Annotated in this window: 26 protein-coding genes; 17 read left to right on the top strand and 9 right to left on the bottom strand. The window is 71.2% G+C overall.

The genetic code is table 11. The features are described 5' to 3' along the window. Positions 1–157: 157 nt before the first annotated feature. On the top strand, positions 158–2,362 hold the full coding sequence (locus tag EV371_RS28005) for an alpha/beta hydrolase-fold protein (RefSeq protein WP_130464691.1): 2,205 nt from the start codon (positions 158–160) through the stop codon (positions 2,360–2,362). Positions 2,363–2,413: 51 nt separating this feature from the next. On the opposite strand, the gene EV371_RS28000 is transcribed toward EV371_RS28005, so the two are convergent. After that, positions 2,414–2,680 (bottom strand): helix-turn-helix domain-containing protein, encoded by a 267-nt coding sequence (locus EV371_RS28000; RefSeq protein ID WP_130464690.1) that lies wholly within the window; start codon positions 2,678–2,680, stop codon positions 2,414–2,416. Between the two features lie 75 nt (positions 2,681–2,755). Here EV371_RS28000 and map point away from each other — a divergent pair, with 75 nt between their 5' ends. Both map and EV371_RS27990 read left to right on the top strand, forming a co-directional pair. Continuing rightward, the gene (map, locus tag EV371_RS27995) at positions 2,756–3,574 is read left to right on the top strand and encodes a type I methionyl aminopeptidase (protein ID WP_130464689.1); all 819 of its coding nucleotides are present in this window, start codon (positions 2,756–2,758) and stop codon (positions 3,572–3,574) included. 70 nt (positions 3,575–3,644) lie between these two features. Next, on the top strand, positions 3,645–4,325 hold the full coding sequence (locus EV371_RS27990; RefSeq protein ID WP_130464688.1) for a glycoside hydrolase family 11 protein: 681 nt from the start codon (positions 3,645–3,647) through the stop codon (positions 4,323–4,325). A 49-nt stretch (positions 4,326–4,374) separates the two neighbouring features. Here the strand turns inward: EV371_RS27990 and EV371_RS27985 are convergent, their stop codons facing one another. Together EV371_RS27985 and EV371_RS27980 are read right to left on the bottom strand one after the other, a co-directional pair. Then, positions 4,375–4,977, bottom strand: coding sequence for a methyltransferase domain-containing protein (locus tag EV371_RS27985; RefSeq protein WP_130464687.1), 603 nt, complete (start codon positions 4,975–4,977; stop codon positions 4,375–4,377). A gap of 96 nt (positions 4,978–5,073) precedes the next feature. Then, on the bottom strand, positions 5,074–5,655 hold the full coding sequence (locus EV371_RS27980) for a MarR family transcriptional regulator (RefSeq protein ID WP_207230624.1): 582 nt from the start codon (positions 5,653–5,655) through the stop codon (positions 5,074–5,076). A gap of 150 nt (positions 5,656–5,805) precedes the next feature. Between EV371_RS27980 and EV371_RS27975 the strand changes: the two genes are divergently transcribed. From EV371_RS27975 to EV371_RS27965, 3 genes are all read left to right on the top strand, one after another. Then, positions 5,806–7,869, top strand: a complete 2,064-nt coding sequence (locus EV371_RS27975; protein WP_349339583.1) for an MMPL family transporter — start codon at positions 5,806–5,808, stop codon at positions 7,867–7,869. A 118-nt stretch (positions 7,870–7,987) separates the two neighbouring features. Beyond that, entirely contained in the window at positions 7,988–9,418 is a 1,431-nt protein-coding gene (locus EV371_RS27970; protein ID WP_486484980.1) for a cellulase family glycosylhydrolase, read from the top strand. A 127-nt stretch (positions 9,419–9,545) separates the two neighbouring features. After that, on the top strand, positions 9,546–10,025 hold the full coding sequence (locus EV371_RS27965) for an OsmC family protein (RefSeq protein ID WP_130464685.1): 480 nt from the start codon (positions 9,546–9,548) through the stop codon (positions 10,023–10,025). Positions 10,026–10,058: 33 nt separating this feature from the next. Here EV371_RS27965 and EV371_RS27960 read toward each other — a convergent pair whose 3' ends face one another. Next, entirely contained in the window at positions 10,059–10,865 is an 807-nt protein-coding gene (locus tag EV371_RS27960) for a GntR family transcriptional regulator (RefSeq protein ID WP_130464684.1), read from the bottom strand. Between the two features lie 586 nt (positions 10,866–11,451). On the opposite strand from EV371_RS27960, the gene EV371_RS27955 reads away from it, so the two are divergent. The 4 genes from EV371_RS27955 (at position 11,452) to EV371_RS27940 (ending at position 14,806) form a co-directional block, all read left to right on the top strand. After that, the gene (locus tag EV371_RS27955) at positions 11,452–12,471 is read left to right on the top strand and encodes an ABC transporter substrate-binding protein (protein WP_130464683.1); all 1,020 of its coding nucleotides are present in this window, start codon (positions 11,452–11,454) and stop codon (positions 12,469–12,471) included. Positions 12,472–12,638: 167 nt separating this feature from the next. After that, complete coding sequence (locus EV371_RS27950; RefSeq protein WP_130464682.1) at positions 12,639–13,427, top strand: ABC transporter permease; 789 nt, start codon at positions 12,639–12,641, stop codon at positions 13,425–13,427. A 57-nt stretch (positions 13,428–13,484) separates the two neighbouring features. Beyond that, positions 13,485–13,886, top strand: coding sequence for a cold shock domain-containing protein (locus EV371_RS27945; protein WP_486484979.1), 402 nt, complete (start codon positions 13,485–13,487; stop codon positions 13,884–13,886). A gap of 44 nt (positions 13,887–13,930) precedes the next feature. Continuing rightward, positions 13,931–14,806 (top strand): metallophosphoesterase family protein, encoded by an 876-nt coding sequence (locus EV371_RS27940; protein WP_130464681.1) that lies wholly within the window; start codon positions 13,931–13,933, stop codon positions 14,804–14,806. A gap of 38 nt (positions 14,807–14,844) precedes the next feature. On the opposite strand, the gene EV371_RS27935 is transcribed toward EV371_RS27940, so the two are convergent. Further along, a complete protein-coding gene (locus EV371_RS27935; RefSeq protein ID WP_130464680.1) occupies positions 14,845–15,711 on the bottom strand; it encodes a class I SAM-dependent methyltransferase in 867 nt (288 codons plus the stop codon). Between the two features lie 446 nt (positions 15,712–16,157). Then, a complete protein-coding gene (locus tag EV371_RS27930) occupies positions 16,158–16,880 on the bottom strand; it encodes a peptidylprolyl isomerase (protein WP_165436850.1) in 723 nt (240 codons plus the stop codon). Between the two features lie 362 nt (positions 16,881–17,242). On the opposite strand from EV371_RS27930, the gene EV371_RS27925 reads away from it, so the two are divergent. The 3 genes from EV371_RS27925 (at position 17,243) to EV371_RS27915 (ending at position 20,175) form a co-directional block, all read left to right on the top strand. After that, positions 17,243–18,652, top strand: coding sequence for a histidine kinase (locus EV371_RS27925; protein ID WP_130464678.1), 1,410 nt, complete (start codon positions 17,243–17,245; stop codon positions 18,650–18,652). Then, entirely contained in the window at positions 18,649–19,308 is a 660-nt protein-coding gene (locus EV371_RS27920) for a response regulator (protein WP_130464677.1), read from the top strand. The genes EV371_RS27925 and EV371_RS27920 overlap by 4 nt, the downstream gene beginning before the upstream one ends. A gap of 90 nt (positions 19,309–19,398) precedes the next feature. Beyond that, the gene (locus EV371_RS27915; RefSeq protein ID WP_349339573.1) at positions 19,399–20,175 is read left to right on the top strand and encodes an N-acetyltransferase; all 777 of its coding nucleotides are present in this window, start codon (positions 19,399–19,401) and stop codon (positions 20,173–20,175) included. On the opposite strand, the gene EV371_RS27910 is transcribed toward EV371_RS27915, so the two are convergent. Both EV371_RS27910 and EV371_RS27905 read right to left on the bottom strand, forming a co-directional pair. Continuing rightward, complete coding sequence (locus tag EV371_RS27910) at positions 20,153–20,341, bottom strand: DUF397 domain-containing protein (protein ID WP_130464675.1); 189 nt, start codon at positions 20,339–20,341, stop codon at positions 20,153–20,155. The two genes, EV371_RS27915 and EV371_RS27910, sit on opposite strands and share 23 nt — an antisense overlap. Further along, positions 20,332–21,135, bottom strand: coding sequence for a helix-turn-helix domain-containing protein (locus tag EV371_RS27905; RefSeq protein ID WP_486484816.1), 804 nt, complete (start codon positions 21,133–21,135; stop codon positions 20,332–20,334). The genes EV371_RS27910 and EV371_RS27905 overlap by 10 nt, the downstream gene beginning before the upstream one ends. Positions 21,136–21,360: 225 nt before the next feature. Between EV371_RS27905 and EV371_RS27900 the strand changes: the two genes are divergently transcribed. Continuing rightward, the gene (locus tag EV371_RS27900; protein WP_130464674.1) at positions 21,361–21,717 is read left to right on the top strand and encodes a hypothetical protein; all 357 of its coding nucleotides are present in this window, start codon (positions 21,361–21,363) and stop codon (positions 21,715–21,717) included. A 219-nt stretch (positions 21,718–21,936) separates the two neighbouring features. Beyond that, positions 21,937–22,656 carry a class I SAM-dependent methyltransferase gene (locus EV371_RS27895; RefSeq protein WP_207230623.1) on the top strand — a complete coding sequence of 240 codons (720 nt, stop codon included), beginning with the start codon at positions 21,937–21,939 and terminating at the stop codon, positions 22,654–22,656. Between the two features lie 132 nt (positions 22,657–22,788). On the opposite strand, the gene EV371_RS27890 is transcribed toward EV371_RS27895, so the two are convergent. Next, positions 22,789–23,109 carry a DUF6506 family protein gene (locus tag EV371_RS27890; protein WP_130464673.1) on the bottom strand — a complete coding sequence of 107 codons (321 nt, stop codon included), beginning with the start codon at positions 23,107–23,109 and terminating at the stop codon, positions 22,789–22,791. A 192-nt stretch (positions 23,110–23,301) separates the two neighbouring features. Here EV371_RS27890 and EV371_RS27885 point away from each other — a divergent pair, with 192 nt between their 5' ends. Both EV371_RS27885 and EV371_RS27880 read left to right on the top strand, forming a co-directional pair. Then, positions 23,302–24,417, top strand: coding sequence for a hypothetical protein (locus tag EV371_RS27885; RefSeq protein WP_349339566.1), 1,116 nt, complete (start codon positions 23,302–23,304; stop codon positions 24,415–24,417). 148 nt (positions 24,418–24,565) lie between these two features. Next, entirely contained in the window at positions 24,566–26,131 is a 1,566-nt protein-coding gene (locus EV371_RS27880) for a magnesium chelatase ATPase subunit I (protein ID WP_486484815.1), read from the top strand. Position 26,132 lies beyond the last annotated feature (1 nt).

Below are 26,132 nucleotides of genomic sequence, written 5' to 3'. Positions count from 1 at the left end.
CTCCCATTGAACCTTTCTCAACCTGAACCGCGCGGCGCTCACACACCGCTCGTCATCGATTGACGCAATTGAATGCGTTGAGTATGTTAGCGATCACACCTGGCCGGGTGGCGGTGGTTGGCAGTTGCCCCAGCACAGCGCGCGAGGAGTTGAGGGAATGGCAGGAAGGCAGCAGTGGTGGCGGATGCGCCGCACCGGGGTACGCCGCTGCCTGGCAGTGTTCGGCACCCTCGTCCTGGCGGCGGCGGTCGTACCGGCCGGAGCCCAGCCGGCCGTGGCGGCGACCCCGTGGCTCACCGTGTCCGACGGCTTCGCGTCGTTCCGGGTTCCGGCGGCCGACCTCGAAAGCGCGTTCGGTACGGTGTCGAGCGTCGTCGTCGAGGCGGACTTCGGTCCGTCCTTCGCCATCGCGGACCTGGGCCTCGGTCGCTCCGGGGACGCCTGGACCTCGGTGATCGGCCCGCTGCGGCCGGGCCTGTACCACTACCGGATCCGGGCCGACGGCACCAAGCTCCTCAAGGACCAGACCAACGCCACCACGGTCACCTCCGACCCGACCTGGAGCACGTTCCTCGTCCCGGGTGACTCCGCGAGCCTGCTCGCGGACGTGCCCGCCGGTCAGGGCGGCACCCTCGGCACCGTCAGCTACCCGGCCGGGCCGCGGCAGGCGCGGTCCGCCACCGTGTGGACCCCACCCGGCTACGACGCGCACCGGAGACACCCGTACCCGGTGCTCTACCTCCAGCAGGGCGCGGACGGCAGCCGTACCGACTGGCTCGACCTCGGACGCGCCAAGCAGATCCTCGACAACCTCGCCGTGCGGCGGCGGATCGAACCCATGGTGGTCGTACTGGGCGACGGCAACGGCCGCGACTTCCGGCAGGAGCTACGCGCCATCGCACGGGCGGTCCGGCGCGAGTACAACATCGCGGATGACCCCGCGCGCCGGGCACTCGCGGGCGCCTCGGCCGGCGGAACCCAGGTGCTGCGCTCCGTCCTCACCCATCCCGGGGAGTTCGGCTACGTGGGCTCGTTCGCCGGCCCGCTGACCGACGAACACCTCCGGATCAACGGCCGGGCCGTCAACGCCGGAACCCGGCTGCTGCGCCTGTACACCGGGAACATGACCGACCCCGCCCACAACCCGACCTACCGGACCCTGCGCACGCTCGACCGGTCCCGGGTCCGGCACGACTTCGACGGGGTGAACCCGGACGACGGCCACACCTGGAACGCCTGGCGGGAGAATCTGGCGGACTTCCTGCCGCGGTTGTTCCGGCCGGTTCACGACCACCGTCCGAGCGTCGGTCACCTGCCGTTGATCCGCGAGTTCGCGACGCCGGCTCCGGGCAGCACGCCGACGCCGTGGCTCACCCAGGACGCCAACGGAGACACCTTCGTCACCGTCGAGACGGGCAGCGAGTTCGCGAGCGCGGGCCGGGTGACCCTCTGGGGCAACTGGGCGCCGGGCGGAAGCTGGGTCAATGTTCCGCTCACCCGTACCGGTGACCGGTGGCGGGGGACCGTGGGTCCGCTCAAGCCCTGGTTCTACTACTACAAGTTCATCGTCGACCTGGTGTCGAAGAAGGACACCGCGAACCCGACGCAGATCACCTCGGAACCGACCTGGAGCACGTTCCTCGCCCCCGGCCGGGCCGCCCGTCCGCTGACCGACGTCCCGGCAGGTCGGGGCGGCACGCTCGCGACGCTGACCTACCCCAGCACCGTGGTCGCGGCCGAACGTACCGCGTACGTCTGGACACCGCCCGGCTACGACCCCGCCCGCCCGGAGCCGTATCCGGTGCTGTACCTCCAGCACGGCGGCGGCCAGAACTACACCGACTGGGTGGAGATGGGCCGCGCCAAGCAGATCCTCGACCGCGGCTTCCGCGACGGGAAGCTTGTGCCGATGGTGGTGGTGATGGGCAACGGCAACGTGCCGGACTTCGGGAAGGAGTTGCTGGAGAACATCGTCCCAGCGGCCCGGGCGGCGTACCACATCTCCCACGACCCGGCGCGGCAGGCGCTCGCCGGCCTGTCCATGGGCGGGTTCCAGGCTCTCGACATCCTCCGGACGCACCCCGGTGAGTTCGCGTACATCGGCACGTTCTCCGCGGGGGTCTTCAACTCCACCGGCTTCGACGTCGCGGCGGTCAACGACGGCACGAAGCTGCTGCGGATGTACACCGGCAACGTGACGGACTTCGTCTATCCCATCGTGCTCTCCACGATGGCGACCTTCGACACCCTCGGAATCCGGTACGAGTTCGCCGGGGTGACGCCGGGTCCGCACGGCTGGGACGCGTGGCAGAAGAACCTCATCGACTTCGCGCCGCGACTGTTCCAGCCCGACCGCGCCTGACGGGGCAGCGTTTCCGGGGCGCCGGCCGGCGCCCCGGAGCGGTCCCGGCCGCTAGGACGCCTGCCGGATGGGCATACCGGCCAGCCAGACGTCGGCCAGGTCACCGAGGGGCACGTCGAGGGCCTGGCTGAGGCAGACCACGGTGCCGAACGCCGGTGCGGGCAGGCGGCCCGCCTCGATCTTGCGTAGCGTCTCGGGGGAGATGCCGGCTGCCAGGGCCACCTCGACGAGGCTGCGGCCGGCCCGCGCGGCCCGGAGGGCGGCCCCGAGGCGCTGGCCCGCGGCGATCTGTTCGGCGGTGAGTGGTTGGCGAACCATGCCGGCAGGATATCCCTTCGGAGCGGCGCACCGTGGCGTGGTATAAAAATACCGCACAGGGAGAGGGAGGCCGCGATGATCGAGCTCAAGTCCGACGAGGAGATCGGCCGGATGGCGGTGGCCGGCCGGTTCGTCGGCGAGTTGCTCGCCGAGCTGAGGGCTGTCGCCGCGGTCGGCGTCAACCTGATGGACCTCGAACACCACGCACGCGGGCGGATCAGGGAACGCGGCGCCGAATCCTGCTACTGGGACTACGCCCCCTCGTTCGGCCGCGGCCCGTTCCGCAACGTGCTCTGCCTGTCGGTCAACGACGCGGTGCTGCACGGGCTGCCGCACGACTATCGGCTGCGCGACGGTGACCTGGTCAGCATCGACATGGCGGTCGGCATCGACGGCTGGGTCGCCGACTCGGCGCTCTCCGTCGTCGTCGGCACCCCGGACCCGGCCGACCTGAGGCTGATCGAGGCCACCGAGGTCGCGCTGGCGGCCGGCATCGCCGCCGCCGAGCCCGGCGGCCGCCTCGGTGACATCTCCGCCGCGATCGGCGAGGTCGCCCGCTCCTACGGCTACGGCGTCAACCGGGAGTTCGGTGGGCACGGCATCGGCCGCACCATGCACGAGGCCCCGCACCTCGCCAACCGGGGCCGGGCCGGTCGCGGCCTGAAACTGGAGCCGGGCCTCACCATCGCCATCGAGCCCTGGTTCTGCCGATCCACCGACAAGGTCGTCTTCGACGAGGACGGCTGGACGATCCGCTCCGCAGACGGCTCCCGCACCGCCCACTCCGAACACACGGTCGCCATCACGGCTTCCGGCCCCCGGGTTCTGACCCGTCGCCCCGCTCGCGGTGCCACCTCGGCCGACCTCACCGGGAAGCCCGCCACGGCCGCCTGACCCACGCCCCGCCTCGGAGAGGCGACTCCGGCCATTGACAGTGTCATTGAAATCTTTCGATACTGTTGCCATGGACCACGCCCGCACCCGCCCGATCGGCCGGCGGAGTTTCCTCGGCGGTGCCGGCGCACTGGGACTGGTCGCGGCCACCACGATGTCGCCCGCCAGCGCCAGTGCCGCGACGACCGTCACCACAGTCCAAACGGGAATGAACAACGGCTTCTACTACTCGTTCTGGACCGATGGCGGTGGATCGGTCGCCATGACCCTGGACTCGGGCGGCAGGTACCGCACCACGTGGACCGACTGCGGGAGCTTTCTCTGCGGCAAGGGCTGGAGCACCGGCGGACGCAGGAGTGTGGACTACTCCGGCAGCTTCGACCCGTCCGACGGTTATCTGGCGCTGCACGGATGGACGGCCAACCCACTCGTGGAGTACTACATCGTCGACAACTGGGGCAGCTACCGGCCGATCGGTCGGCACCTGGGCACGGTCACCAGCGACGGCGGCACGTACGACATCCAGCTGACGACGCGATACAACGCCGCCTCCGTCGAAGGCGTCACCACGTTCCACCAGATCTGGAGTGTCCGGCAGTCGAAGAGGACGGGCGGGACCATCACCACGGGCAACCACTTCGACGCGTGGGCCCGCAACGGCATGAACCTGGGCCACTTCCGCTATTACATGATCCTCGCGACGGTCGGATACCAGAGCAGCGGCAACTCAGACCTGACCGTGGGTGGCTGATCCCGCGACGGGCCGCCGGGCGCGACCGGGTGGCCCGCCCCTGTGCCGGTCATCGCGTCGGTCTGGCGGTGACGCAGGTGAGCATCCGGCCGTGCCCGCGCGGCTCCATGGCCCTGGTGGTGGCGAACCCGTGCGCGCGGAGCAACCGCTCGGTCGAGCCGAGGTGCGCCGTGGGGTGCGCGGACCCGGGCCGCTCGCCGAAGACGTAGAGCTTCCCTCCCGGTGCAAGCAGGCTCCGCATCCGATCGATCTGCTGGGCTGCGGCACCCAGCCAGAACAGGTTGACGTTCACCGCGAAGATCTTGGTGAAGTAGCGGGTCGGTAGGTCGACCGAGGCGAACTCCGCGTACCGGATCTCGGCCGTGCCCGCCCGGATGTGCCGGGCGTTGCGTTCGGTCGCGACCCGCGCCATCGTCGCGGCGCGGTCGATCGCGACGATCCGGCCGGATTCGAGCCGGCTGGCGACCAGGGACACGGCGACACCGCGCCCGCACCCGATCTCCAACAGCTGATCGTGGGGTGCGACGGCCATCGTCCTGACCGCCCAGCGCTGTCGGTAGGTGGCCGCCGCGTGCTGAGCCGACGCCTCCGGCGACGGGGCGGGGTCGGCAGCGGCGAGACCAGGATCGGGGGTCGGCAGTGTGCGGTTCACAACGTCACTCGCGGGGCGGGATTCTGCGCGCACATCTGATTGGACCTCTCTGGGGCGGCCGGATGCACCGTGTCCTCGGTCACCGCCGGACGGGGGTCACGTACCCGGCGGCGCCGTCCCGGAACCGCTCTCCGGGGCCTTCTTCGGTCGACCCGTGCGGATCCGGCGTGCCGTCGAGGCTTCGGCGCGCAACTCGTCCCGATGCTCCCGGGCGGTCCCCACCATGGCCGTCAGGAACCGCTGCACGGTCTCGAGCTCCTCGTCGTCGAAACCCCGCATCACCTGCTCGGTACGCCGGGCGAGCGGGGCGAAGAATTCGCGGGCGACGGCGACACCGGGTTCGGCGTACCGGAGGAAGATCTTGCGACGGTCGGCGGTGTCGCGGTCCCGGTAGACGTGGCCGGCGGCTTCGAGGCGGTCGACGACGCCGGTCACCGAGCCGGAGGAGAAGTTGAGTTCGGCGCGCAGGTCGCTGGGGGTGAGCGGTCGGCCGGCGAGTTCGGCCTCCATCACCACCAGCAGCGCGTGCAGATCGGCGTGCCCCAGTGCGTAGCGGGCGGCGAAGGACTCGCCGATGTGCTGGGCATGGGCGACGTAGAGGTGCAGTTGGCTCACGATCGAGCTGATCAGGCGGGCGCGGGGCTCGTCGGGGCGCTGGAAGATCGTGTCGGCCAACATCTGCCCCCTCTCCGGCCGCCCGACACTATACCGCTGGCCAAGCAGCTCGCGGAGCGGCTATCTCGGCGGACGAGATAACTCTATGCCAAGATGCTTTCCTGACGAGGTTATCGGTCGGGGAGGGCTGGGCTCGTGGGCGGTGGAGAGCGGTTGATCGGCACCATCCTGAAGACGATCACCGGCCGGGTGGGAGCGTGGTTGGTCCTGTCCGTGGTGGTGCTGGCATCGGCCGTGGTGATCGCGTTCGGCGGCAGCGCCACCACCGACGACGATCCGGCCGGCGGGCTGCCCGCAGACGCCGAGTCCGCGCGGGTCGAGGCGCTGCGGGACCGGTTACCCAGCGGGCAGCTCAACCCCGCCCTCGTCGTCTACGCCCGGGACGGCGCCGCGCTGACCGAGGCGGACCGACGGGTGATCGCGACCCAGTCGACCCGGTTCGCGGCGCTGGCCGAGGGCGGCCGCGTCGGGCCGCCGGTGACGGCCCCGGACGGGCAGGCGGCGCTGGTCGCCGTACCGCTGGCCGCCGAGCGGTCGGTGGACGAGACCATCGACCGGGTCACCGAGGTACGCGACGTCGCCGCCGACGGGCTGCCGGCCGGGCTCACCGCGCAGGTCACCGGCGGGGCCGGCTTCCAGGCCGACATCGCCTCCTCGTTCTCCGGAGCCAACGTCACACTGCTGGCGATCACCGTGCTGGTGGTGGCGGCGCTGCTGCTCGTCACCTACCGCAGCCCGTGGCTCTGGCTCGTCCCGCTGGCCGCCGTCGGTCTCGCCGACCTGGTGACCAACTCCGTACTGGCGCTGCTCAGCCGCGAGGCCGGGCTGCGGCTGGACCCGTCCACGATCGGCATCGTCGACGTCCTCGTCTTCGGCGCCGGCACCAACTACGCGCTACTGCTCATTTCCCGATACCGCGAGGAACTACGCCGGCACGACGACCGGCGCGAGGCGATGCGCCGCAGCCTGCGCTCGGCCGGACCGGCCATCGCCGCCAGCGCGATGACGGTGACGCTGAGCCTGCTCACCCTGCTCGCCGCACCGCTGACCACGAACCGGACCCTCGGGGCCGCCGGAGCGATCGGCATCTCCGTCGCCGCCCTGTTCAGCCTCGTGGTGCTTCCCGCCGCGCTGGTCGTCTGCGGACGCCGGCTCTTCTGGCCGTTCGTGCCGCGCCCGGGGCAGCCGGTCCGGCACCAGGGGATCTGGGCCCGCGCCGGCTCCGTCGTCGCCGCCCGGCCCCGGACGATCACCGCCCTCTCGCTGGTCCTCCTCGCCATCCTGGCCGCCGGCCTGGCGGACGCGCGGCTCGGGCTGAGCCGGACCGAGCAGTTCCGGGTACAGGCCGAGTCGATCGAGGCGCTGGAGACCCTGAGTCGGCACTTCCCGGCCGGTGCCGCCGATCCGACCGTGGTGGTCGCCCGGGCCGACCGGCAGGCCGAGGTGCTGGCCGCCGTCACCGGTACCCCGGGGGTCGCCCAGGCCCGTCCGGCGGAACAGGGGGAGGGCCTGGTCGCCGTCGACGTCGTACTGGAGGCCGAGCCGGACAGCCGGGCGAGCTACGACACGATCGAGGCGTTGCGTACGGCCGTGCACGCCGTACCGGACGCCGATGCGCTGGTGGGCGGGGCGGTCGCGGCGAACCTGGACACCCGCACGGCGTCGATCGACGGGCTGCGTACGGTCGTACCGCTCGTCATCGGTGTGGTGTCGGTGATCCTCGTGCTGCTGCTGCGGGCCCTCGTCGCCCCGCTGGTCCTGGTCGGCACGGTCATCGCGACGTACTTCGCGGCGCTGGGCGTCGGCAATCTGCTCTTCGTGCACGTGCTCGACTACGCGGCCCTGGACACGCAGGTCCCGTTGCTGTCGTTTCTCTTCCTGGTCGCCCTCGGGGTGGACTACAACATCTTCCTCTCCACCCGGGCCCGGGAGGAGGCGGTCGAGGAGGGGACCCGCCGGGGTGTGCTGACCGCGCTCGCGGCCACCGGCGGGGTGATCACCAGCGCCGGGATCCTGCTCGCGGCGGTCTTCGCGGTGCTGGGCGTACTGCCCCTGGTCACGCTCACCGAGATCGGCGTCATCGTCGGGGTGGGCGTACTGCTGGACACGCTGCTGGTGCGTACCCTGCTCGTTCCGGCGATCGCGACGCTGCTCGGGGAGCGGTTCTGGTGGCCGGGGCGACCGCACCGGGGCGGTCGTGTTGCGGGACACAGTTAGTCGTCCTTATAGTTCGACGGAAGTGGATGGCTTGCCGGGTGCCGGTCGGGCCGCCGCCGTCGAGTGCGTTGAGGACAGCCGAGTGCCCGGAGGAATCGTGAGGCGTACCCGCAGACTGCTGCTGCTGGCCGGGCTCGTCGCGGCGGTCGCGGCCGCACCCGTGGCGGTGGTCGCCCAGGCGGCGGTGGCCCCGGCCGCCGCGACCCCGACCGCCTCGTTCAGCAAGGTCTCCGACTGGGGCTCGGGCTGGGAGGGCCGCTACACCATCACCAACGGCGGCAGTACCACGATCACCTCCTGGCGGGTCGAGTTCGACCTGCCGGCCGGAACGACGGTCGGTGCGCACTGGAACGCCACCCGGTCCAGCAGTGGCCAGCGCCACACCTTCGGCAACCTGTCCTGGAACGGCCGGATCGCCCCCGGTGCCTCGGTGACCTTCGGGTTCATCGGAGCGGGCCCCGGCGCCCCGAACGGCTGCCAGCTCAACGGCCAGCCCTGCGGCGGCGGCAGCGGCCCCACCCCGACTCCGACGGCCACCGCGACTCCGACGCCGACCCAGACTCCGACGCCGACCCCGACCGCCACTGCGACCCCGACCCCGACGGTGCCGCCGGGGAGTACCCCGGTGGCGGCGAACGGGCAGCTCCGGGTCTGCGGGCGGCAGCTCTGCAACGCCGCCGGCAAGGCGATCCAGCTGCGCGGGATGAGCACACACGGTCTCCAGTGGTACGCCAATTGCGCCACCCCGGCCTCGCTGGACGTACTCGCGCAGGAATGGCGGGCCGACGTGCTGCGGATCTCGATGTACATCCAGGAGGGTGGCTACGAGACCGACCCGCGCCGCTTCACCGACCTGGTGCACGAATACATCGAGCTGGCCACCGCCCGGGGTATGTACGCCATCGTGGACTGGCACATGCTGACCCCCGGCGACCCGAACCACAACCTGGAGCGGGCGCGTACCTTCTTCGCGGAGGTCGCCGACCGGCACCGGGCGAAGAACAACGTGATCTACGAGATCGCGAACGAGCCGAACGGGGTCGCCTGGAGCGCCATCAAGAGCTACGCCGACCAGGTCATCCCGGTGATCCGGAGCCGGGACGCCGACGCGGTGGTGCTGGTCGGCACCCCGGACTGGTCGTCGCTGGGTGCCTCCGGCAGCGGCGGCGGAGCCGACGTGATCGCCGCGAACCCGGTCGACGCGACGAACGTCATGTACGTCTTCCACTTCTACGCCGGATCGCACGACGACTACTACCTGGACACGGTGAGCGCGGCGGCGGACCGGCTGCCGCTCTTCGTCACCGAGTTCGGCACCCAGGACTACTCCGGCGACGGCCCCAACGACTTCGTCATGGCCCAGCGCTACCTGGACCTCTTCGCCAGCCGGAAGATCAGTTGGGTGAACTGGAACTTCTCCGACGACTTCCGCTCCGGTGCCGTCTTCACCCCCGGCACCTGCGCGGCCGGCGAGTTCGGCGGCACCGCACGGCTGAAGGAGGCCGGGGCCTGGATCCGGGACCGGATCCGCACCCCGGACGACTTCTAGCGCCTTCCGGAGCCGGGCCCCGGATCCGGCGTCCCCTTACCGTTCTCGGCTACCACCCCGCCGGGGGGTGGTAACGGACGCACACTCGGCTGGTCGATACTCGCGGCAGCGAGCCGAGGAGGAGACAGTGCCGAGAAGTCATGACTACCCGTTGACCGTCACCTGGACCGGAGCCGGCGAGGCCGGCACGGTCAACTACCGCGACTACGGCCGGGACCACCTGGTCGAGGCCGAGGGCCGGGCGCCGCTCCCCGGTTCCGCCGACCCGACCTTCCGGGGCGACCCGACCCGGTGGAATCCGGAGCAGCTGCTGGTCGCCGCGCTGTCCCAGTGCCACATGCTGTCGTACCTCAGTCTCTGTGCCCGGGACCGGGTGGTGGTCACCGGGTACGTCGACGAGGCGGTCGGCACGATGGTCGAGAGCGGCGACGGCGGCGGCGCTTTCACCGAGGTCGTGCTCCGGCCCCGGGTGACGGTGGCCGCGCCGGAGATGGTGCAGCGGGCGACCGAGCTGCACGAGCAGGCACACCGGCTCTGCTTCATCGCCAGCTCGGTCAACTTCCCCGTGCGGCACGAGCCGGTGGTGGAGGTCGCCACCGACGGCTGAGCGCCGAGCCCTGCCCCGGCCCGGACGGCTGGATCAGGCCCGGCCGCCCCGGCGCCGGATCGCGGTGGCGGTTCTGGTCAGAGTGGACTCGACGTGCCCGAGGTGTCGCCGCATCGCGGCCTCGGCGGCGTCCGGGTCCCGGGCGGCGATCGCCTCGACGATCGCGGTGTGTTCCTCGAAGGACAGCGTGGGCCGGCCGGGCACCAGGATGGTGCGGTACTGGAAGCGGACGAGCTGGGCCCGGAGCCCGGTGATGAGCCGGGCCGCGGTCTCGTGCCGGGACGCCGCGATGATCGCGGCGTGCAGCTTGGCGTTCCCCTCGGAGTAGCCGAGCAGGTCGTCCTGCTCCAGCTTCCGGGCCATCCTGGCGAGCGCACGGCGGATCGTACTGATCTCCCGGGCGGTGGCGTTCAGCGCGGCCTGACGCGCCGTGAGCGCCTCCAGCACAGCCCGGACCTGGAGGATCTCGACCGCCTCCTCCTCGGTGACCAGCCGCACGTGCGCGCCCCGGTTCGGGGTGAGCACGACCAGCCCGTCCTGGGCCAGCCGGACCAGTACCGTCCGGACGGTCGCCCGGCTGACCTGTAACCGGTTCGCCAACTCGACCTCGATCAGCCGCTCGTTGGGCATCAGCTCGCCCCGGTGGATCTGCTGCCGCAGTTGGTCGTACGCCTCGTCCGCGGACCGGTTCGGGCCGCGCCGGCCGGCCGTCGGCGGTGCCGGGGCGTTGGACGGGCCGGCGGGGTCGCCGGGCTCCGGTTGGCCGACCGCGGTCGGCTGCCGGGCACGCCGCGGACGACCTCGGCCGGTTGGCGCTTCCTTCGGTGGGAATTCAGTCATGATCTAGTCGCCGATGCGGTCTATGGCCGGTCAATCCGGGCGCGAATCTGTCGTAGGTCCAGCATCTGTCAACATTCGGGCGATTCTGACGGCAGTCGCGACGAAAACGCTCGGGACCGCGAGACTGGGACGTCGGGTCTGTGTAGTCCGCCGTGTCGACGGGACTATGCACGCGTCGGACCCTGGCTGGAGTGTGCCCGCCAACGGGGCGGTACACCGGCGGGATGGGGCCGGCGTCGATCGGGTCGGCCGGGTGCCGACCCCCCGCCAATCCCCAGCTCAGTACGGCTGACCGCAACGTTGTCTCCCGAATTATCAACAATATTGCGGACAGGTTGGCTGCTCGTCCTGCCGAATGTCAAACATCGTGAGCTGCTGATATCTGCCGTGTGGTAAGCGACCACGCACCTGCTTGCCTGAATCTTGACCGGATCTTGTCGATGACATTTCGGACAAGGCTCATTTACGATTCTCGACCGAACGAGGGCCGGCAGTGCCGGATACGTGCCGAGGGGTCGCGGCGCGCTGTTCGCGCGGGAGGCGTCGATTGCCGCCCTCGGGTCCATTCCACAAGCGGGAGGCACACATGATCACACGTTCACGCCTGCTCGCCGCGGCGTTTCTGGCGGCGGCGCTGGCGGTCACGAGCGGGTGCAGCGGGGACTCCGGAACGGACGCCGACGCGTCCAAGAAGGAGCCGGATAAGGTTGGCTACATCACCGCCTTCGGCGCGGTCGGCCGGGACGCGTTCGTCTGGGTTGCCAAGGAGAAGGGCTACTTCGCCGAGGCCGGCATCGAGGTGAACATCCAGAAGGGCGCGGGTAACGTCCCGAACCTGACGGCGCTGAAGTCGGGCAAGGTCCAGTTCGGCGCCCTCGACTTCACCGGTGCGGTCATCCAGGCGGGTAAGGGCGAGTTCACCGACTGGCGGGCGATCGCCGCGGTGCACCAGCAGACGCTGATCTCGGTGATGACCACCAAGGACACCAACATCAGCACCCCGAAGGACCTGGAAGGCAAGACCATGGCGACCGGCGCCGGCTCGGTCACCGAACTGCTCTTCCCGGCGTACGCCAAACTGGCCGGTGTCGACATCGCCAAGGTGAAGGTCCAGGGTGTCAAGGCCACCACGCTGAACGGCCTGATGGCGTCCCGGAAGGTCGACGCCCTCGGCACCTTCCTGCTCAGCCGCACGGCACTGACGAACATCTCCAAGAAGGAGGTGGTGGTGCTGCCGTACAGCGACTACCTGCGGGACCTGTTCGGCAACGCGGTGATCACCACGCCGGCCCTGATCGAGAAGAACCCGGACCTGGTCCGCCGGTTCACCGCTGCGCTGCTGAAGGGCTTGCAGTACTCGATCGAGCACCCGGAGGAGGCGGCGCAGATCCTCAACAAGGCGGAGCCGAGCTACGCCGTGCCCTCCGGGGTCGGGGAGATCAAGTCGATGACGCCCTACGTGGCACCGGCCGGCGGCGCGCCGATCGGGTTCATGGACGAGCAGCGGGTGATGCGGACCATCGCCGTGATGCAGGGCGCCGGTCTCATCCCCGCGGGACTGACCCCGGACAAGGTCGTCGACTTCAACTTCGTACCGAAGGCCTGAGGGTCGAGGGCGTCGTACCGGGCCCCTGACGGCTCGATCGGTGCCGGACCCGGATCGGGACGGCGGTCGCCTCGGCCGCCGTCCCGGATCGTCCACGCCACCCCGGCGGCGCACCGGCCCGGTCGCCGGCCACCCCCACCCGCCGCGTCACCCCATAGGAGGCCGTGATGACCAGCTCGCCGACGAAAACCCGCCCGGCGCGGCTCTGGTTCAACGTCGGGCTGCCCATCCTGGGGGTCGTGCTGGCGGTCACCCTCTGGTGGCTGATCGCCCTGCTCTTCAACATCTCGTCGTTCTACCTGCCGACGCCGGCGGACGTGGTCGACGCCTTCGTACGGCTGCCCGGCTACCTGCTCGCCGAGACCTGGGTGACACTGGTGGAGACGACGATCGGGTTCGGCATCGCCGCCGGCAGTGGACTGCTGGTCGCGCTTCTGCTGGCGGCGTCCCGGACGGTCGAGCGGATGACGATGCCGCTGATGGCGGCGGCCAACGCCATACCGAAGGTGGCGCTCGCGCCGCAGCTGCTAATCTGGATCGGCTTCGGGCCGGAACCCAAGATCATCATGGTGATCCTGCTCTGTTTCTTCCCGATCCTGGTCTCCGCGATGGCCGGGCTGACCTCGACCCCGAACGACCTGCGCGAGCTGGTGCACTCGCTCTCCGCCTCCTGGTGGCAGACCTTCGTCAAGGTACGGCTCTCCTGGGCGCTGCCGCAGATCTTCGTCGGGTTCAAGGTGGCGATGTCGCTGGCGATCATCGGCGCGGTCATCGGCGAGTTGATCAGCATCGACCGGGGGCTCGGCGCGGTCATCATCAACTCCGGGAACTCCGCTGACACCCCGCTGGTGTTCGCCGCGCTGGTCCTGCTGGCGTTGATGGGCGGAGGGCTGTTCTACCTGGTGGTGGCGATCGAGCGGCTCGTCGTACCGTGGGCGCGGGCGATCACGTCGTAGTGCGGGCGAACATGTCGTAGTGCGGGCGAGCATGTCGTGGTAGGGGTGGCGGTGGTTGTGGTGGCGTCGGGAAAGTTGCTCAGGTTCGACGAGGTGCGTGGCTACGGCTTCATCGCCCCCGACAGCGGGGGCGAGGACGTCTTCGTGCACGCCAACGACTTCGGCGAGGACAAGCACCTGATCCAGCCGGGGATGCGCCTGGAATACGAGGTCGAGCAGGGGGAGCGCGGGCTGAAGGCCTCGGCGATCCGGATCACCGACCGACCGGCCGCCCCGCCGCGCCCCGGCCGGGCGGCCGGCGACGAGGAGCTCTGCGACGTACTTCCCGCAGCCGAGTTCAGCGGCGAGATCACCGAGCTGCTGATCGAGAAGGTACCGTCGCTGACCGGTGCCCAGATCGGCGTGATCCGGCAACTGCTGGTCGGGCTGGCCCGGTCGCACGGCTGGGTCGAGCCCTGAGCGCGACCGGCCGGGCCGGCGTACCGGGCCGGTAGGATCGCCCGATGGCCATCTCGGGTACCGGCGGCACCCTGCTGGCCGTCAGCGACCTGCACGTCGGTTACGCGGAGAACCGGAAACTGGTCGAGGGCTTCGTGCCGGACTCGGAGGACGACTGGCTGCTGGTGGCCGGCGACGTCGCCGACCGGGTGGAGGACGTCTACTGGGCGCTGCGGCTGCTGAAGGAGCGCTTCGGCACGGTGGTCTGGGTGCCCGGCAACCACGAGCTGTGGACACCCCGCCAGGACGCCGTCCAGTTGCGCGGAGTCGCCCGGTACGAGCTGCTGGTCGAGATGTGCCGGCGGATCGGGGTGATCACCCCGGAGGACCCGTACCCGGTGTGGACGGGTGCGGGCGGGCCGGTGACCGTGGTACCGCTCTTCCTGCTCTACGACTACACCTTCCGGCCGGCGGGCGCGCAGACCAAGGAGGCGGGGCTGGCACTGGCACAGGAGGCCGGGATCGTCTGCACCGACGAGCTTTTCCTGCACCCGGACCCGTACCCGAGCCGGGAGGACTGGTGCGCCGCCCGGCTGGAGTACACCGAACGTCGGCTGGCCGAACTCGCACCCGACACCCGGACCGTCCTGGTCAACCACTTTCCGCTGGTCCGCGAGGTCACCGAGGTCCTGCACTATCCGGTTTTCGCGCAGTGGTGCGGCACGGTGCACACCGCCGACTGGCACCGGCGCTACCGGGCCGCCGCCGTCGTCTACGGGCACCTGCACATCCCCAGGGTGAACTGGTTCGACGGGGTCCGCTTCGACGAGGTGTCGCTCGGCTATCCACGGGAGTGGCAGCAGCGGTCGAAGCCGCCACGCGGCCTGCGGCCGATCCTGCCGGTCGAGGCGGCGGAACGCGACGCCGACCTGGCCTGGTGAGGTCCCGGTACCAGGGGGCGTCGGTCAGCGGGTGCCGTTCAGCGGGTGCCGGCCGGTTGCTCGGTGCGGCGCATCCAGAACGCGCCGGTGGGCAGGCCTCGGAGTTCGGGCGGTAGCACCTCCGGGCGGCACGACCAGAGCCACGAGGTGAAGAGCAGCACCCGCCAGGCCGCGTTGTCGGTGAGGAACGCCCGGAGCAGGTAGACCTCGGTCCAGTCCCGACCCTCCCGGAGCCACCGCTCGGGATACTCGAACGGCCAGTGGATGTCGTGGATGTGCACGATCACCCCCGGACGCAGCGTGGGCAGGACGTGCAGCAGCAGCCAGACGACGTCCGAGCCGGCCTTCGCCACGTGTGTCGAGTCGATCAGCAGGATGTCCCCGGAGTCGAGCCTGGCGAAGCTGGACCGGTCGACGTCCTGGACCCGGCGCTGCACCAGGTCGACCCGGTCCCCGGGGCGCAGCCGGGAGCGTAGCCGCTCCGGATGGGGTTCGACGCAGGTGATCCGCAGCTCCGGCAGGTATCGGTCGGCGACGTCGAGGGCGACCGCGGTGGAGTAGCCGGAGCCGACCTCGATCAGCCGGGCCGGTCGGTGATGTCGCAGCATCGCGTGCAGCACGGCGGCATCGGCGCGGCCGTACATGCCGTTGTGGTCGTGCCAGCGGTCGCTGGGGAGTTCGCGCATCAGTGGACCGAGCTCGGTGGCCAGTCGGAGTTGTTCCGGCTCTCGCAGGTCGACACCGACCGGGGTCAGCTCGCGCCAGCCGATCGCGGTCGCCCGGTCGGCCGGCGAGGTGGCCGGCGAGTAGAAGTGCCCGGGTTTCACGTAGGGCGGCGTGCTGAGGGCGGCGCTGACTCCCCGGGCACGCCGGACGACCTGCGTCTGGAACTCTCCAACAGCCATGCGGGGAATTCTGTCCTTTATGGCGATACTTTCGCTAGTACCGCGCAAAATCGGAACTTCCGTGTCTCGTCGGGGCAGCAGCCGAGCCGATCTCCCGAGAATCGGTGGCTGACCAGCGAATTCAAGGTTCTTGCCGGCTATACGCCAGGTCGCTGGGGCACCCTCGGAGCCAGGGATGGCCGGTCGGAGTCCCGACGGCGTTGCGGCGGGAAGCCCGACAGGATCGGAGGAGGTCCAGGGATGACGGTGAGGCGAGGACGCATGTCGACCGGATCGACCAGCGGTCACGGACGTAGCCAGGACCCGTGGTGAAGTCGAGCGGTTGATGACACCGGTACCCCGGTGACGCACCAGCCCGCCCTCCGCTTCCGGGCAGGCGGGGGCGGGCTGGTGCGGTTCGGTCAGTCCACGGCGGGCTGGCGCGGTTCGGTCAGCCCACCAACCGGTCAGGCCACGGAGAGGCTCTGGATCGTGATCCCGACCTTCGGCGCACCGCCGCCGGCCGCGATGGAGTTGTCGTGGCCGCCGGCCGCCACCCGATCCACCACGTCGAGGCCGGTGGTCACCGTGCCGAACGGGGTGTAGAGCGGCTGGAGCCCGCTCGAACTGTCCCGGAAGATGATGAAGAACTGGCTGCCGTTGGTGCCCGGCTGCCCGGTGTTCGCCATGGCCACCACGCCGCGACCGTACTGCGCGCCGGTCAGGTTCTCGTCGGCGAACTTGTAGTCCGGTCCGCCCATCCCGGTGCCGGTCGGGTCACCGCACTGGAGCACGAAGATCCCCTCGGTGACGAGGCGGTGGCAGCTGCTGCCGTCGAAGAACTTCCGCTCGGCGAGATGCTGGAAGCTCGCCACGGTGCACGGGGTGCGGGCCCGGTCCATGCTGATCGCGATCTCGCCGAGGTTGGTGCTCAGCCGCATCGTGGCGGTGCCGGTCTGCGACGCGGCGTCGAAGTCGGGCAATCCGACCGCCCTGGTCTGGTCGTGTGCCGGGGTGATGCTGCCCGCACACTGCGCCGACGCGGTGCGCGATCCCGGCTCCGGGGTGCTTCCCGTACCCTCGCCGCCCGCCTCCGAGCTGCCGCCGTCGTCGCCGAGCTGCGTGTAGTAGACCACCAGGCCGGCGCAGCCGAGGCCCAGGCAGAGCACGATCGCCACGGCCGCGGCCACCAGGCCGATCATCAGCGGGCGTCGGCTCCGCGGCGGTGGCGTTCCCGGCTGGTACGGCGGAGCGGGCGGGACGGCCCCGGCCGGCGGCGGCCCGGCCGGGTACGGTCCGGCTGACGATGGCCCGGCCGGGTACGGCCCGGCTGGTGGGCCGGAATGTGGCGGGTCCGACGGTGGAGGTTCGCTAGACGGCTGGCTCACCGGGTCAGCCTACCGACAGGAGCCGATATGTTCTCGGCTCGTTCGGCGTGGGCGGGCCGGGCGCGGGCCCCAGGGCGGGGGCGCTGGGCGGCGCGTGCTACCCGACAGCGAGCACCTCGGCGGGGACCCACGGCGCCCCAGCCGTCCCGAGGCAGAATGGCCGGGTGACGCTCCGGGCCGCCATGGCGCCGCTGACCAGCGGCGCTACCTACCGCCGAGCGGTGTTCCTGCTGCTCGGCGGGGTCCTGCTGCTGCCGTACCTGCTGCTCGGCACCGTCTTCGCCGAGATGCTGCGGACCGACGCAGTACCCCGACCGGCCGTGCTGGTGTTGATCGCGGTCGCGACGGCGATCGCCGCCGTACCGCTGTTCCTGCGCGGCACCCGGGCGCTGGAGATCGCCGCCGCGCGGGCCCTGCTCGACGTCGAACTGCCCGAGCCGGCCACCGACGGCGGGATCGACCGGGAGAGCCGGCTGCGCTGCGCCCTCTGGATCGGCATCCACCTGCTCTCCGGCGGCCTGGTCGGGTTCGCGCTGATCTCGGCCCTGCCGATGGCGCTGCTCTTCCTCTTCGCACAGCTCGGCGTCAGCAAGGAGGCCGTCCGCGACCTGGCGGTCGGCCCGTTCGGCGGCTGGCATCCGGGCTGGCTCAGCCTCGTCGGGGCCGGCATGCTGGTGCTGCTCGGCTACGCCGTCGCCGGGCTGGGCGCGCTGGCCAGGCTGATGGCCCCGGCGCTGCTCGGCCCGTCCCCGACCGAGCGGATCGCCGCGCTGGAGCAGCAGGCCAGCCGGCTCGCCGAACGCAACCGGCTGGCCCGGGAACTGCACGACTCGGTCGGTCACGCGCTTACCGTCGCCACCCTCCAGGCGGCAGCCGCCGGCGAGCTGCTGGAAACCGACCGGGAGTTCGTCCGGCGGGCGCTGCGGGCGATCGAGGAGACCGGCCGGGCGGCAATGGCCGACCTGGATCACGTCCTCGGGCTGCTCCGGCGAGGTGACGCCGAGTCGCCCGGCGACGCGGGCCCGCCCGGCGGTGACGGCCAGCGGCCGGGCGACGGCGATCCGCCGGGCGACGGCGCGGTGCGGGCGCCGCAGCGTACCCTCGACGAGTTGGACCGGCTGGTGGCCGACACCCGGGCGACCGGGCTGGCGGTCACCGTCGAGCTGGCCGGCGACCTCGGCGCGGTGCCGGCGGTGGTGGCCCGGGAGGGCTACCGGATCGTCCAGGAGGGGCTGACCAACGCGGCCCGGCACGCTGCCCGGCAGCCGGTGACCCTGCGGGTCGCGGCCCACGACGACGGCCTGGAGATCGAGTTGGTCAACGCGCTCGGCGAGCCGTCCGTGGCGGCCCGGGGCCGTCCCGGTCCGGGGCAGCGTCGGGGGCGCGGGCTTGCCGGCATCCGGGAGCGGGTGGTCCTGCTCGGCGGTCGGGTCAGCGCCGGCCCGGAGAAGGGCGACTGGCGGGTCGCGGTCTGGCTGCCGACCACAACGGCCGGACCCCCGGCTCCGGTGGCGGAGCGACCGAGGCCGGTGCCGGAAGAGCGGCGGCGGCGGCGCGGAACGGAGCAGACATGACCATCAGCGTGCTGGTCGTCGACGACGAGGAGCTGATCCGGGTCGGCCTGCGAGCCATCGTCGACGCGCAGCCGGACCTGACCGTCGTCGGCGAGGCCGCCGACGGGGCCGAGGTGCCGCCGCTGGTCGCCAGGCTGCGGCCCGACGTGGTGCTGATGGACGTTCGGATGCCGGCCATCGACGGCATCCAGGCCACCCGGCACCTGCTCGCCACCTCGGCCGACCCGCCCCGGATCCTGGTGATCACCACGTTCGAGAACGACGAGTACGTCTACGAAGCGCTCCGGGCCGGCGCACACGGCTTCCTGCTGAAGCGGGCCCGACCGGCCGAGGTGGTGGACGCGATCCGGGTGGTCGCCAAGGGCGAGTCGCTGCTCTTTCCGGCAGCGCTGCGCCGGCTCGTCGCGGCACACGCCTCCGGCCCGGCCGGTGACCGGCTCGGTCGGGCCCGGCTGACCGAGCGGGAGGGGGAGGTGCTGCGGCTGATGGCCACCGGCCTGTCCAACTCCGAGATCGCCACCGAGCTGGTGCTCGGGGTCGAGACCGTCAAGACGCACGTCGGCAACGTACTGGCCAAGCTCGGTGCCCGGGACCGGACCCAGGCGGTGATCGCCGCGTACGAGGCGGGGTTCGTGGTGCCGTCGCCGGACGGCTGAGAGATCACCTGTCATCCGGGTGGCGCGGGTTGGGGCGGCGTACGCCAAATGCCTGGCTCGAACTTCCTGGTCATGGCAGTATGCCCGGTCGTGACAGACCTCGACGGCATCCAGATCAGCACGCTCGCCGAGCGCCCGGAGTTGACGGCCCGGATCTACGAGATCACCGACACCTGGCCGGTCTTCTCCGGCGAGGACCTGATGGCGAGCGCACTGCACCTGCGAGTGCCCGGGGAGTTTCCGGAGTACTGCGTCGTGGCGACGGACGGCGGCCGGGTCGTCGCGCGCGGGCTCGCCGTCCCGTTCAACGCCGTGTTGAAAGGGCGGGAGGAGTTGCCGGCGCAGGGCTGGGACGTGGTGCTGGTCTGGGCGTTCAACGACCGGCGCCGGGGCAACCCGCCGACCGTCGCCAGCGCGCTGGAGATCACGATCGACGTCGACTATCTCGGCCGTGGCCTGTCCCGGCACATGGTCGCCGCGCTGCGGCAGGCGGCCGGGCAGCAGGGCCACGACGCGCTGCTCGCACCGGTCCGCCCGACGGCCAAGCACCTGCAACCCCACCTGCCGATGAGCGAGTACGTCCGGCAACGGCGCGACGACGGACTGCCGACCGACCCGTGGTTGCGGGTGCACGTCCGGGCGGGCGGCACCATCGAGAGGATCGCCCCGGCGTCGATGACGGTGGCCGGGTCACTGGCCCAGTGGCGGGAGTGGACCGGGCTACCCTTCGACCGCGACGGCGACATCGAGATCCCCGGCGGGCTGGTCCCGGTGCGCTGCGCCCTCGCACACGACTACGCCGTCTACGTCGAACCCAACGTCTGGGTACGCCACCCCACCCGCCCTACCGCCGGGTCAGGTCGCTGACGAAGGCCCGCCAGGCCTCCGGCCCGAAGGCCAGCGCCGGCCCACCCGGATCCTTGCTGTCCCGCACGGCCACGACGCCGCTCAGGTTGTCGGCGACCTCCACGCAGTTGCCGCCGGTGCTGTTGCTCCGGGTGCTCTTACGCCACTTGGCGCCGGTCAGCTCCATGTCTCCGCCACCTCCGCGATCAGGTCGAGCGACTGCTGGTGCGGCAGTGCCACGCTCCGGACGGTTTCCCAGACATCGATCATATAGTTCACGTAGTCCGACCGGTCGTCCATCTGACCGTGCCGGTGCCCGTCGAAGTAGACGACCGGTTCACCCAGCGGGGGAGTTGCCAGCACGAACGAGCCGTCCAGCCCCGCGTAGGAGCCGGCCGAGGCGGGCACGACGTGCATCTTCACCTGCGGCACGTTCGTGCCGGTCTTGACCAGGTGCAGCAACTGCTCGCGCATCACCGCCCGGTCGCCGATCGGGCGGCGAAGCACGTATTCGTCGAGCACGAAGGTGAGCAGCGGCGGCTTGGCTCGGGACAGGATCTCCTGCCGGTCCAGTCGGGCGGTCACCTGCTCCTCGATCTCTTCGACGGAGAGCAGCCCCGGCCCGGACAGAACCGCGCGGGCATATGCCTCGGTCTGCAACAGTCCTGGCACATAGGCCGGCTCGAACGAGCGCAGTGCCTTCGCCTCCTGCTCGATGCCGGCCCATTCGCGGAAGTACTGGACGACGATCTCTCGGCTGATCCGCTTCTGGATGCGTACGAAGCGGCCGTCGGTGTTGAAGACCGTGTCGCAGCGCCGGGCGAAATCGAGGCTCGGTCGGCGTTCGCAGCTCTCCACCTTGGCGACCATCGGCTGGGAGTAGTTGATCGCCTCGGCCAGCGCCGTCTGGGACATGTTGGCGGCGTTGCGGGCGAGCCGTAACTCCTCGGCGAAGTGTTCGAGCATCGGGGACCGTTCCATGACTCCTCCATGACGAAGGGGATACCGGCGGGATAAACGCGGATACGTACGGGTCGTACCGATCGAGAAGCTCCTCAGCGTAGTGCCATCCACAGCAGAGTGTCACTAGCGGAACCGCTCGGAGCCATGGCCTCGGAAAGGACGGGCGGAACCGCGCGGGGGCCGTCGGTTTCCCTTCCCCACCCGAGGCGGCCCCCGCTTCCACCATCGAGGAGGTAACCGGGTGTGAGCTGGTTTCGACGTACGCCGAGAATTCACCGCCGGGACTGGCGGCGGCTCTGGCGGTACTGCCGGTGCGGGCACCGGTGGGGTTGCCTCGGCATGCTTCCGCCGCCGATGCCGGCGTCGCCACCACCGCTGCCGCCCTTGCCCAGACCGTCGGTGCGTGGCCGGGTACGGCCGGCGAACCGGGGACACCTCCGCGTCTGGAACGCCCCGCCGGGCTCGAACGGGCTCAACCCCGACCCGGGGCCGGATCCGGCCCGGATGTATGCCCGGTTCTTCGGCTGGGTGACCCCGCGCCTGGACATCATCCGGCGGCGGGAGGCGTCCGGCTCGGTCGGGCAGCCGGGCGAGGGGTAGTGGCGCCTTCGAAGTCAACCTCGGCAGGGTGAGGCGCCTGCAAGATTCTTGGTGATCTGTGGTTCGCCGAGAACCCTAAGCCGACAAGAATCTTGAGGACCATTCCATCCCTGTGCTGGCGGCCCTGTTCGGCACTGGGTGCACAACCGTATCCCCAGGCTGGCGGGACCCTCCGCGAGCCGGTTAGCTGAGATTGCGGGTCATCGACCAGGGAAATAGGTGGGAGGAAACGCCGCCGTGCCACCGCCGCCCGAGGAGGTCATCGCCGGCCAGGCCGTCTACAACCGGCTGATGCTCGCCGGCTACGACGTGGTCGTGCTGGGCTTCCACTGTCGACTCGTCTGGCGGTGCGCCAACCGGCACATGCTGGACAACTACCGGCGCAACGTCGGAGCCCGGCACGTCGAGTTCGGCCCCGGCACGGCATACTTCCTGGACCGGTGCGGCTTCCCGGCCACGACACCGGAACTGACCCTCGTCGACCTGAACCCGACCGTGCTGCGGGTCAGCGCCGCCCGGGTGGCCCGCTATCATCCGGCCGTGGTGCGGGCGGACGTGCTCCAGCCACTTCCCTTCGACGACGGCATGCTCCGGACCGGTCACTACGACTCGGTCGGCGCCAACTTCCTGCTGCACTGCCTGCCCGGCTCCTGGGCGGAGAAGGGCGTCATGCTCGACAACGCGGTGGCGGCCCTCCGGCCCGGCGGGCGGATCTTCGGCAGCACCATCCTCTCCTCCGGAGTGCCGGTCAGCGTCCCGGCGCGGCGGCTGATGAAGGTCTACAACGCCCGAGGGATCTTCCACAACGCCGACGACGACCTGGCCGGCCTGCGCTGGCAGCTCGATCAGCGGTTCACCGACATCCAGCTCACCGTACGCGGCTGCGTCGCCCTCTTCGAGGCCGGCAAACCGGGACCGACGGAGGACCCGGCCGGCTGATTTGGCTGACCGAGGGTAGGCCGGAGCCAGGGTACTGGCGGTGGGATTCCAGCGCAGTCGCGTACTGATCTGCTTCTCGACGACGTGTTCGACGAGCGGTAGCCCTGCCACCTGCCGCCAGTACTGGCCCGTTCAGTGCGGTGAAGCCGCTCCGAACTGCGCGCTGTAGGCGGCGGCGCCGGCCACCGACTCCACGCCGAAGGTGACGTGCCCGACCGGTACCCGACCAGCCACCGCCTCAATCACCCGGGCGACGGCCGGCACCGAGAAGCCGCCGCACAGCTCGATCAACCCCACGCCATCCTCGACCAACTGCACCGCGATCGTCGCGGCCAGCGACTCGTCCGGGACGGGCACCAGCGAGGTCCGCTGTCCGGCCCGGTCCAGCATCACCCGGTCGGTGACCGGATCGGTGCCGGGATGCTCGTAGAGGTACGCCCAACTCGTGCTCATCACGGCAACGCCTTTCTGTAGACAAAGCACCAGCGTGATACCTCGATCGTGGTTGAGGTCAACTCCTTCCCTCTGCTGGGGGAGGCAGGTCACTCCGGTACGTGAGGTCTGCGGCTCCGCCGGCCCGGATGGTATGGGCAGCGGGCGCGGCACAGGTCGCCGGCCCGGGAGAGCCGAGGAGAGGGAACGACGATGTCCCGCACCGTATCCACCGGCCGGGCGGCCGCTCGGACCGGGCCGCAACCCCGGTCCGAGCCGGAGCCTGAGCAGCAACCGCGCCAGCATCGGCACCGGATCGGCTATCTGGCCGCCGGCATCACCGCACTCTTCGGGTCACTCGCACTGATCTGGACCGTCACCGGGCACGGCTACCCGTTCGGCACCGCCGACCGGGACGGCTCCAACAGCCTGCTCTGGCGGGTACCGGCCGAGGTCGGGGCGCCGGTCTTCGCGGTGCTGCTGCTCGGCGCGGCGGTCGCCGCCCTGGCCATGACCGGCCCGCACGCGGTACGCCTGCGCGGCGCAGCCCGACTCGCCCTGCTCGGCTACGGCTGGCTGGTGGTGGCCGGGCTGCTGCTGCTCGTCCCGGACGTGCAGGTGCTCGCCTACCTCGGGTACGCGCCGATGCTGATCGGCGGGCTGCCGTTCGGCTGGCCGCCGGTGGACTACTCCGAACTCTTCACCCTGGCGCTCGGCTACAAGGTGTTCTCGGTCGCCACCGGGCTGCTGCTGGCCCGGGCCGTGCTCACCTGGCAGCTCCGTACCGCCGGGGCCTGCCCGTGGTGCGGGCGCCGGGCCGGCGGCGAGGGCTGGACCTCGGCGGGATCGGCGGCCCGCTGGGGACGCCGGGCGGCCTGGGTGGCGGCGGTGATCCCGGTGCTGTACGCGATCGTCCGACTCGCCTGGGTGGTCGGCATCCCGCTCGGCATCACCGATGGCTTCCTGCGCGAGATGCACCGGACCGGTCTGGTCTGGGTCGGCGCCGGACTGGCCGGGTTCGGGCTGGTCGGCGCGGTTCTCACCCTCGGCCTGGTGCAGCGGTGGGGCGAGCGGTTCCCGCGCTGGATGATCGGGCTGGCCGGTCGTCGGGTGCCGATCAAGCTCGCCGTCGTCCCCGCCACCGGAGTCGCGGTCGCGATCACCGCCGCCGGCCTGGCCCTCTACGGGCAGCCGGATCTCCTCGACGGACTGGGCGGAAGCACCCTCACGGTCCTGCCGATGCTGCTCTGGCCGGTCTGGGGCGTGGCGCTCGGTGCCGCCACCCTCGCCTACCACCTGCGCCGCCGGGGCGCCTGCGACCGCTGCTGACCAATCGGTCCTGCGGGTGCGGGCCAGTCCTGCGGGTGCGGGTCGGTCCTGCGGGTGCGGGTCGGTCCTGCGGCTGCGGGTACCGGTTTGATCTTGACTTGTTCGTTCGTACCCCGCGACCGGCTCGATCGAGAGCTAGCGTAGGTGCGTGACGGAAACTTCCCAGGTCCCACCGACCTCGCCGGCCGAGCTGCCCGGCACCCTCGGCGAGCTGCGTGCCACCGGGCACCGGTACCGGACCGTCAAGCAGGAGCTCCGGGACAACCTGCTGGCCCGGCTCCGGTCCGGGCAGCCCCGCTTCCCCGGCATCGTCGGCTACGACGAGACCGTGCTCCCCGAGGTCGAGCGGGCCCTGCTGGCCGGGCACGACATGGTGCTGCTCGGCGAGCGCGGCCAGGGCAAGACCAGGCTGATCCGTGCCCTGGGCCAGCTCCTCGACGAGTGGACCCCGGTGATCCGGGGCTCGGAGCTGAACGAGCACCCGATGCACCCGCTGACCCCGGCGTCCCGCCGGGCGGTCGCCGACGCCGGTGCCGAGCTGCCGGTCGGCTGGCTGCACCGGTCGATGCGGTACGGCGAGAAGCTCGCCACCCCGGACACCAGCGTCGGCGACCTGATCGGCGACGTGGACCCGATCCGGGTGGCCCAGGGGCGCACCCTCGGCGACCCGGAGACGATTCACTTCGGGCTGGTGCCCCGGACCAACCGGGGCATCTTCGCGGTCAACGAGCTGCCCGACCTGGCCGAGCGGATCCAGGTGGCGCTGCTCAACGTGCTGGAGGAGCGGGACATCCAGGTACGCGGCTACCAGCTCCGGCTGCCGCTGGACCTGCTGCTGGTGGCGAGCGCCAACCCGGAGGACTACACCAACCGGGGCCGGATCATCACCCCGCTCAAGGACCGGTTCGGCGCCGAGATCCGTACCCACTACCCGCTCGACCTCGAACTGGAGCTGGAGTTGATCCGGCAGGAGGCGGCGCTGGTCGCGGCCGTGCCGGAGCACGTGCTGGAGGTGCTGGCCCGGTTCGCCCGCGCGGTACGCGAGTCTCCGGCCGTCGACCCGCGCTCGGGTGTCTCGGCCCGGTTCGCCGTCGCCGCCGCCGAGACCGTCTCGGCCGCCGCGCTGCGCCGGGCCGGTCTGCTCGGTGCCGGCGGTCCGGACGGGCAGCCAGCCGCCCCGGCCGACACCGAGCCGGTGGCCCGGGTCGGTGACGCGGTCTCGGTGACCAGCACCCTGCGCGGCAAGGTCGAGTTCGAGAGCGGCGAGGAGGGCCGGGAGATCGAGATCCTCGGTCACCTGCTCCGGACCGCCACCGCCGAGACGTTCCGGGCCCGGTTGGCCGGGCTGGACGTCTCCGGCTTCACCGCGCTGGTCGCCGACGGCGCGATCATCGAGACCGGTGAGCTGGTCGGCCCGACCGAGCTGCTCCGGCAGGTCGGCACCGTGCCGGGGCTGGCCAAGGCGCTGGACCGGCTCGGGCTGGGCGACGCGCCGACCCCGGCCGAGGCGGCGGCCGGGATCGAGTTCGTACTCGAAGGTCTGCACCTGACCCGGCGGCTCGCCAAGGACGTGACCGACGAGGGACGTACCCGCTACGGCGGCCGCAGCCCCGACGGCGGACGCTCCCCCGACGGCGGACGCTCCCCCGGTGAGCGTGGCCCCGGTGAGCGTGGGCCCGGTGGCCGCTCGGCCGGCGACGACGACTGGGCCTGAG

The organism is Plantactinospora sp. CNZ321 (assembly GCF_004217235.1).
Note: the sequence above shows the minus strand (reverse complement) of the source record. Positions and strands in the feature narration are given on the sequence as shown.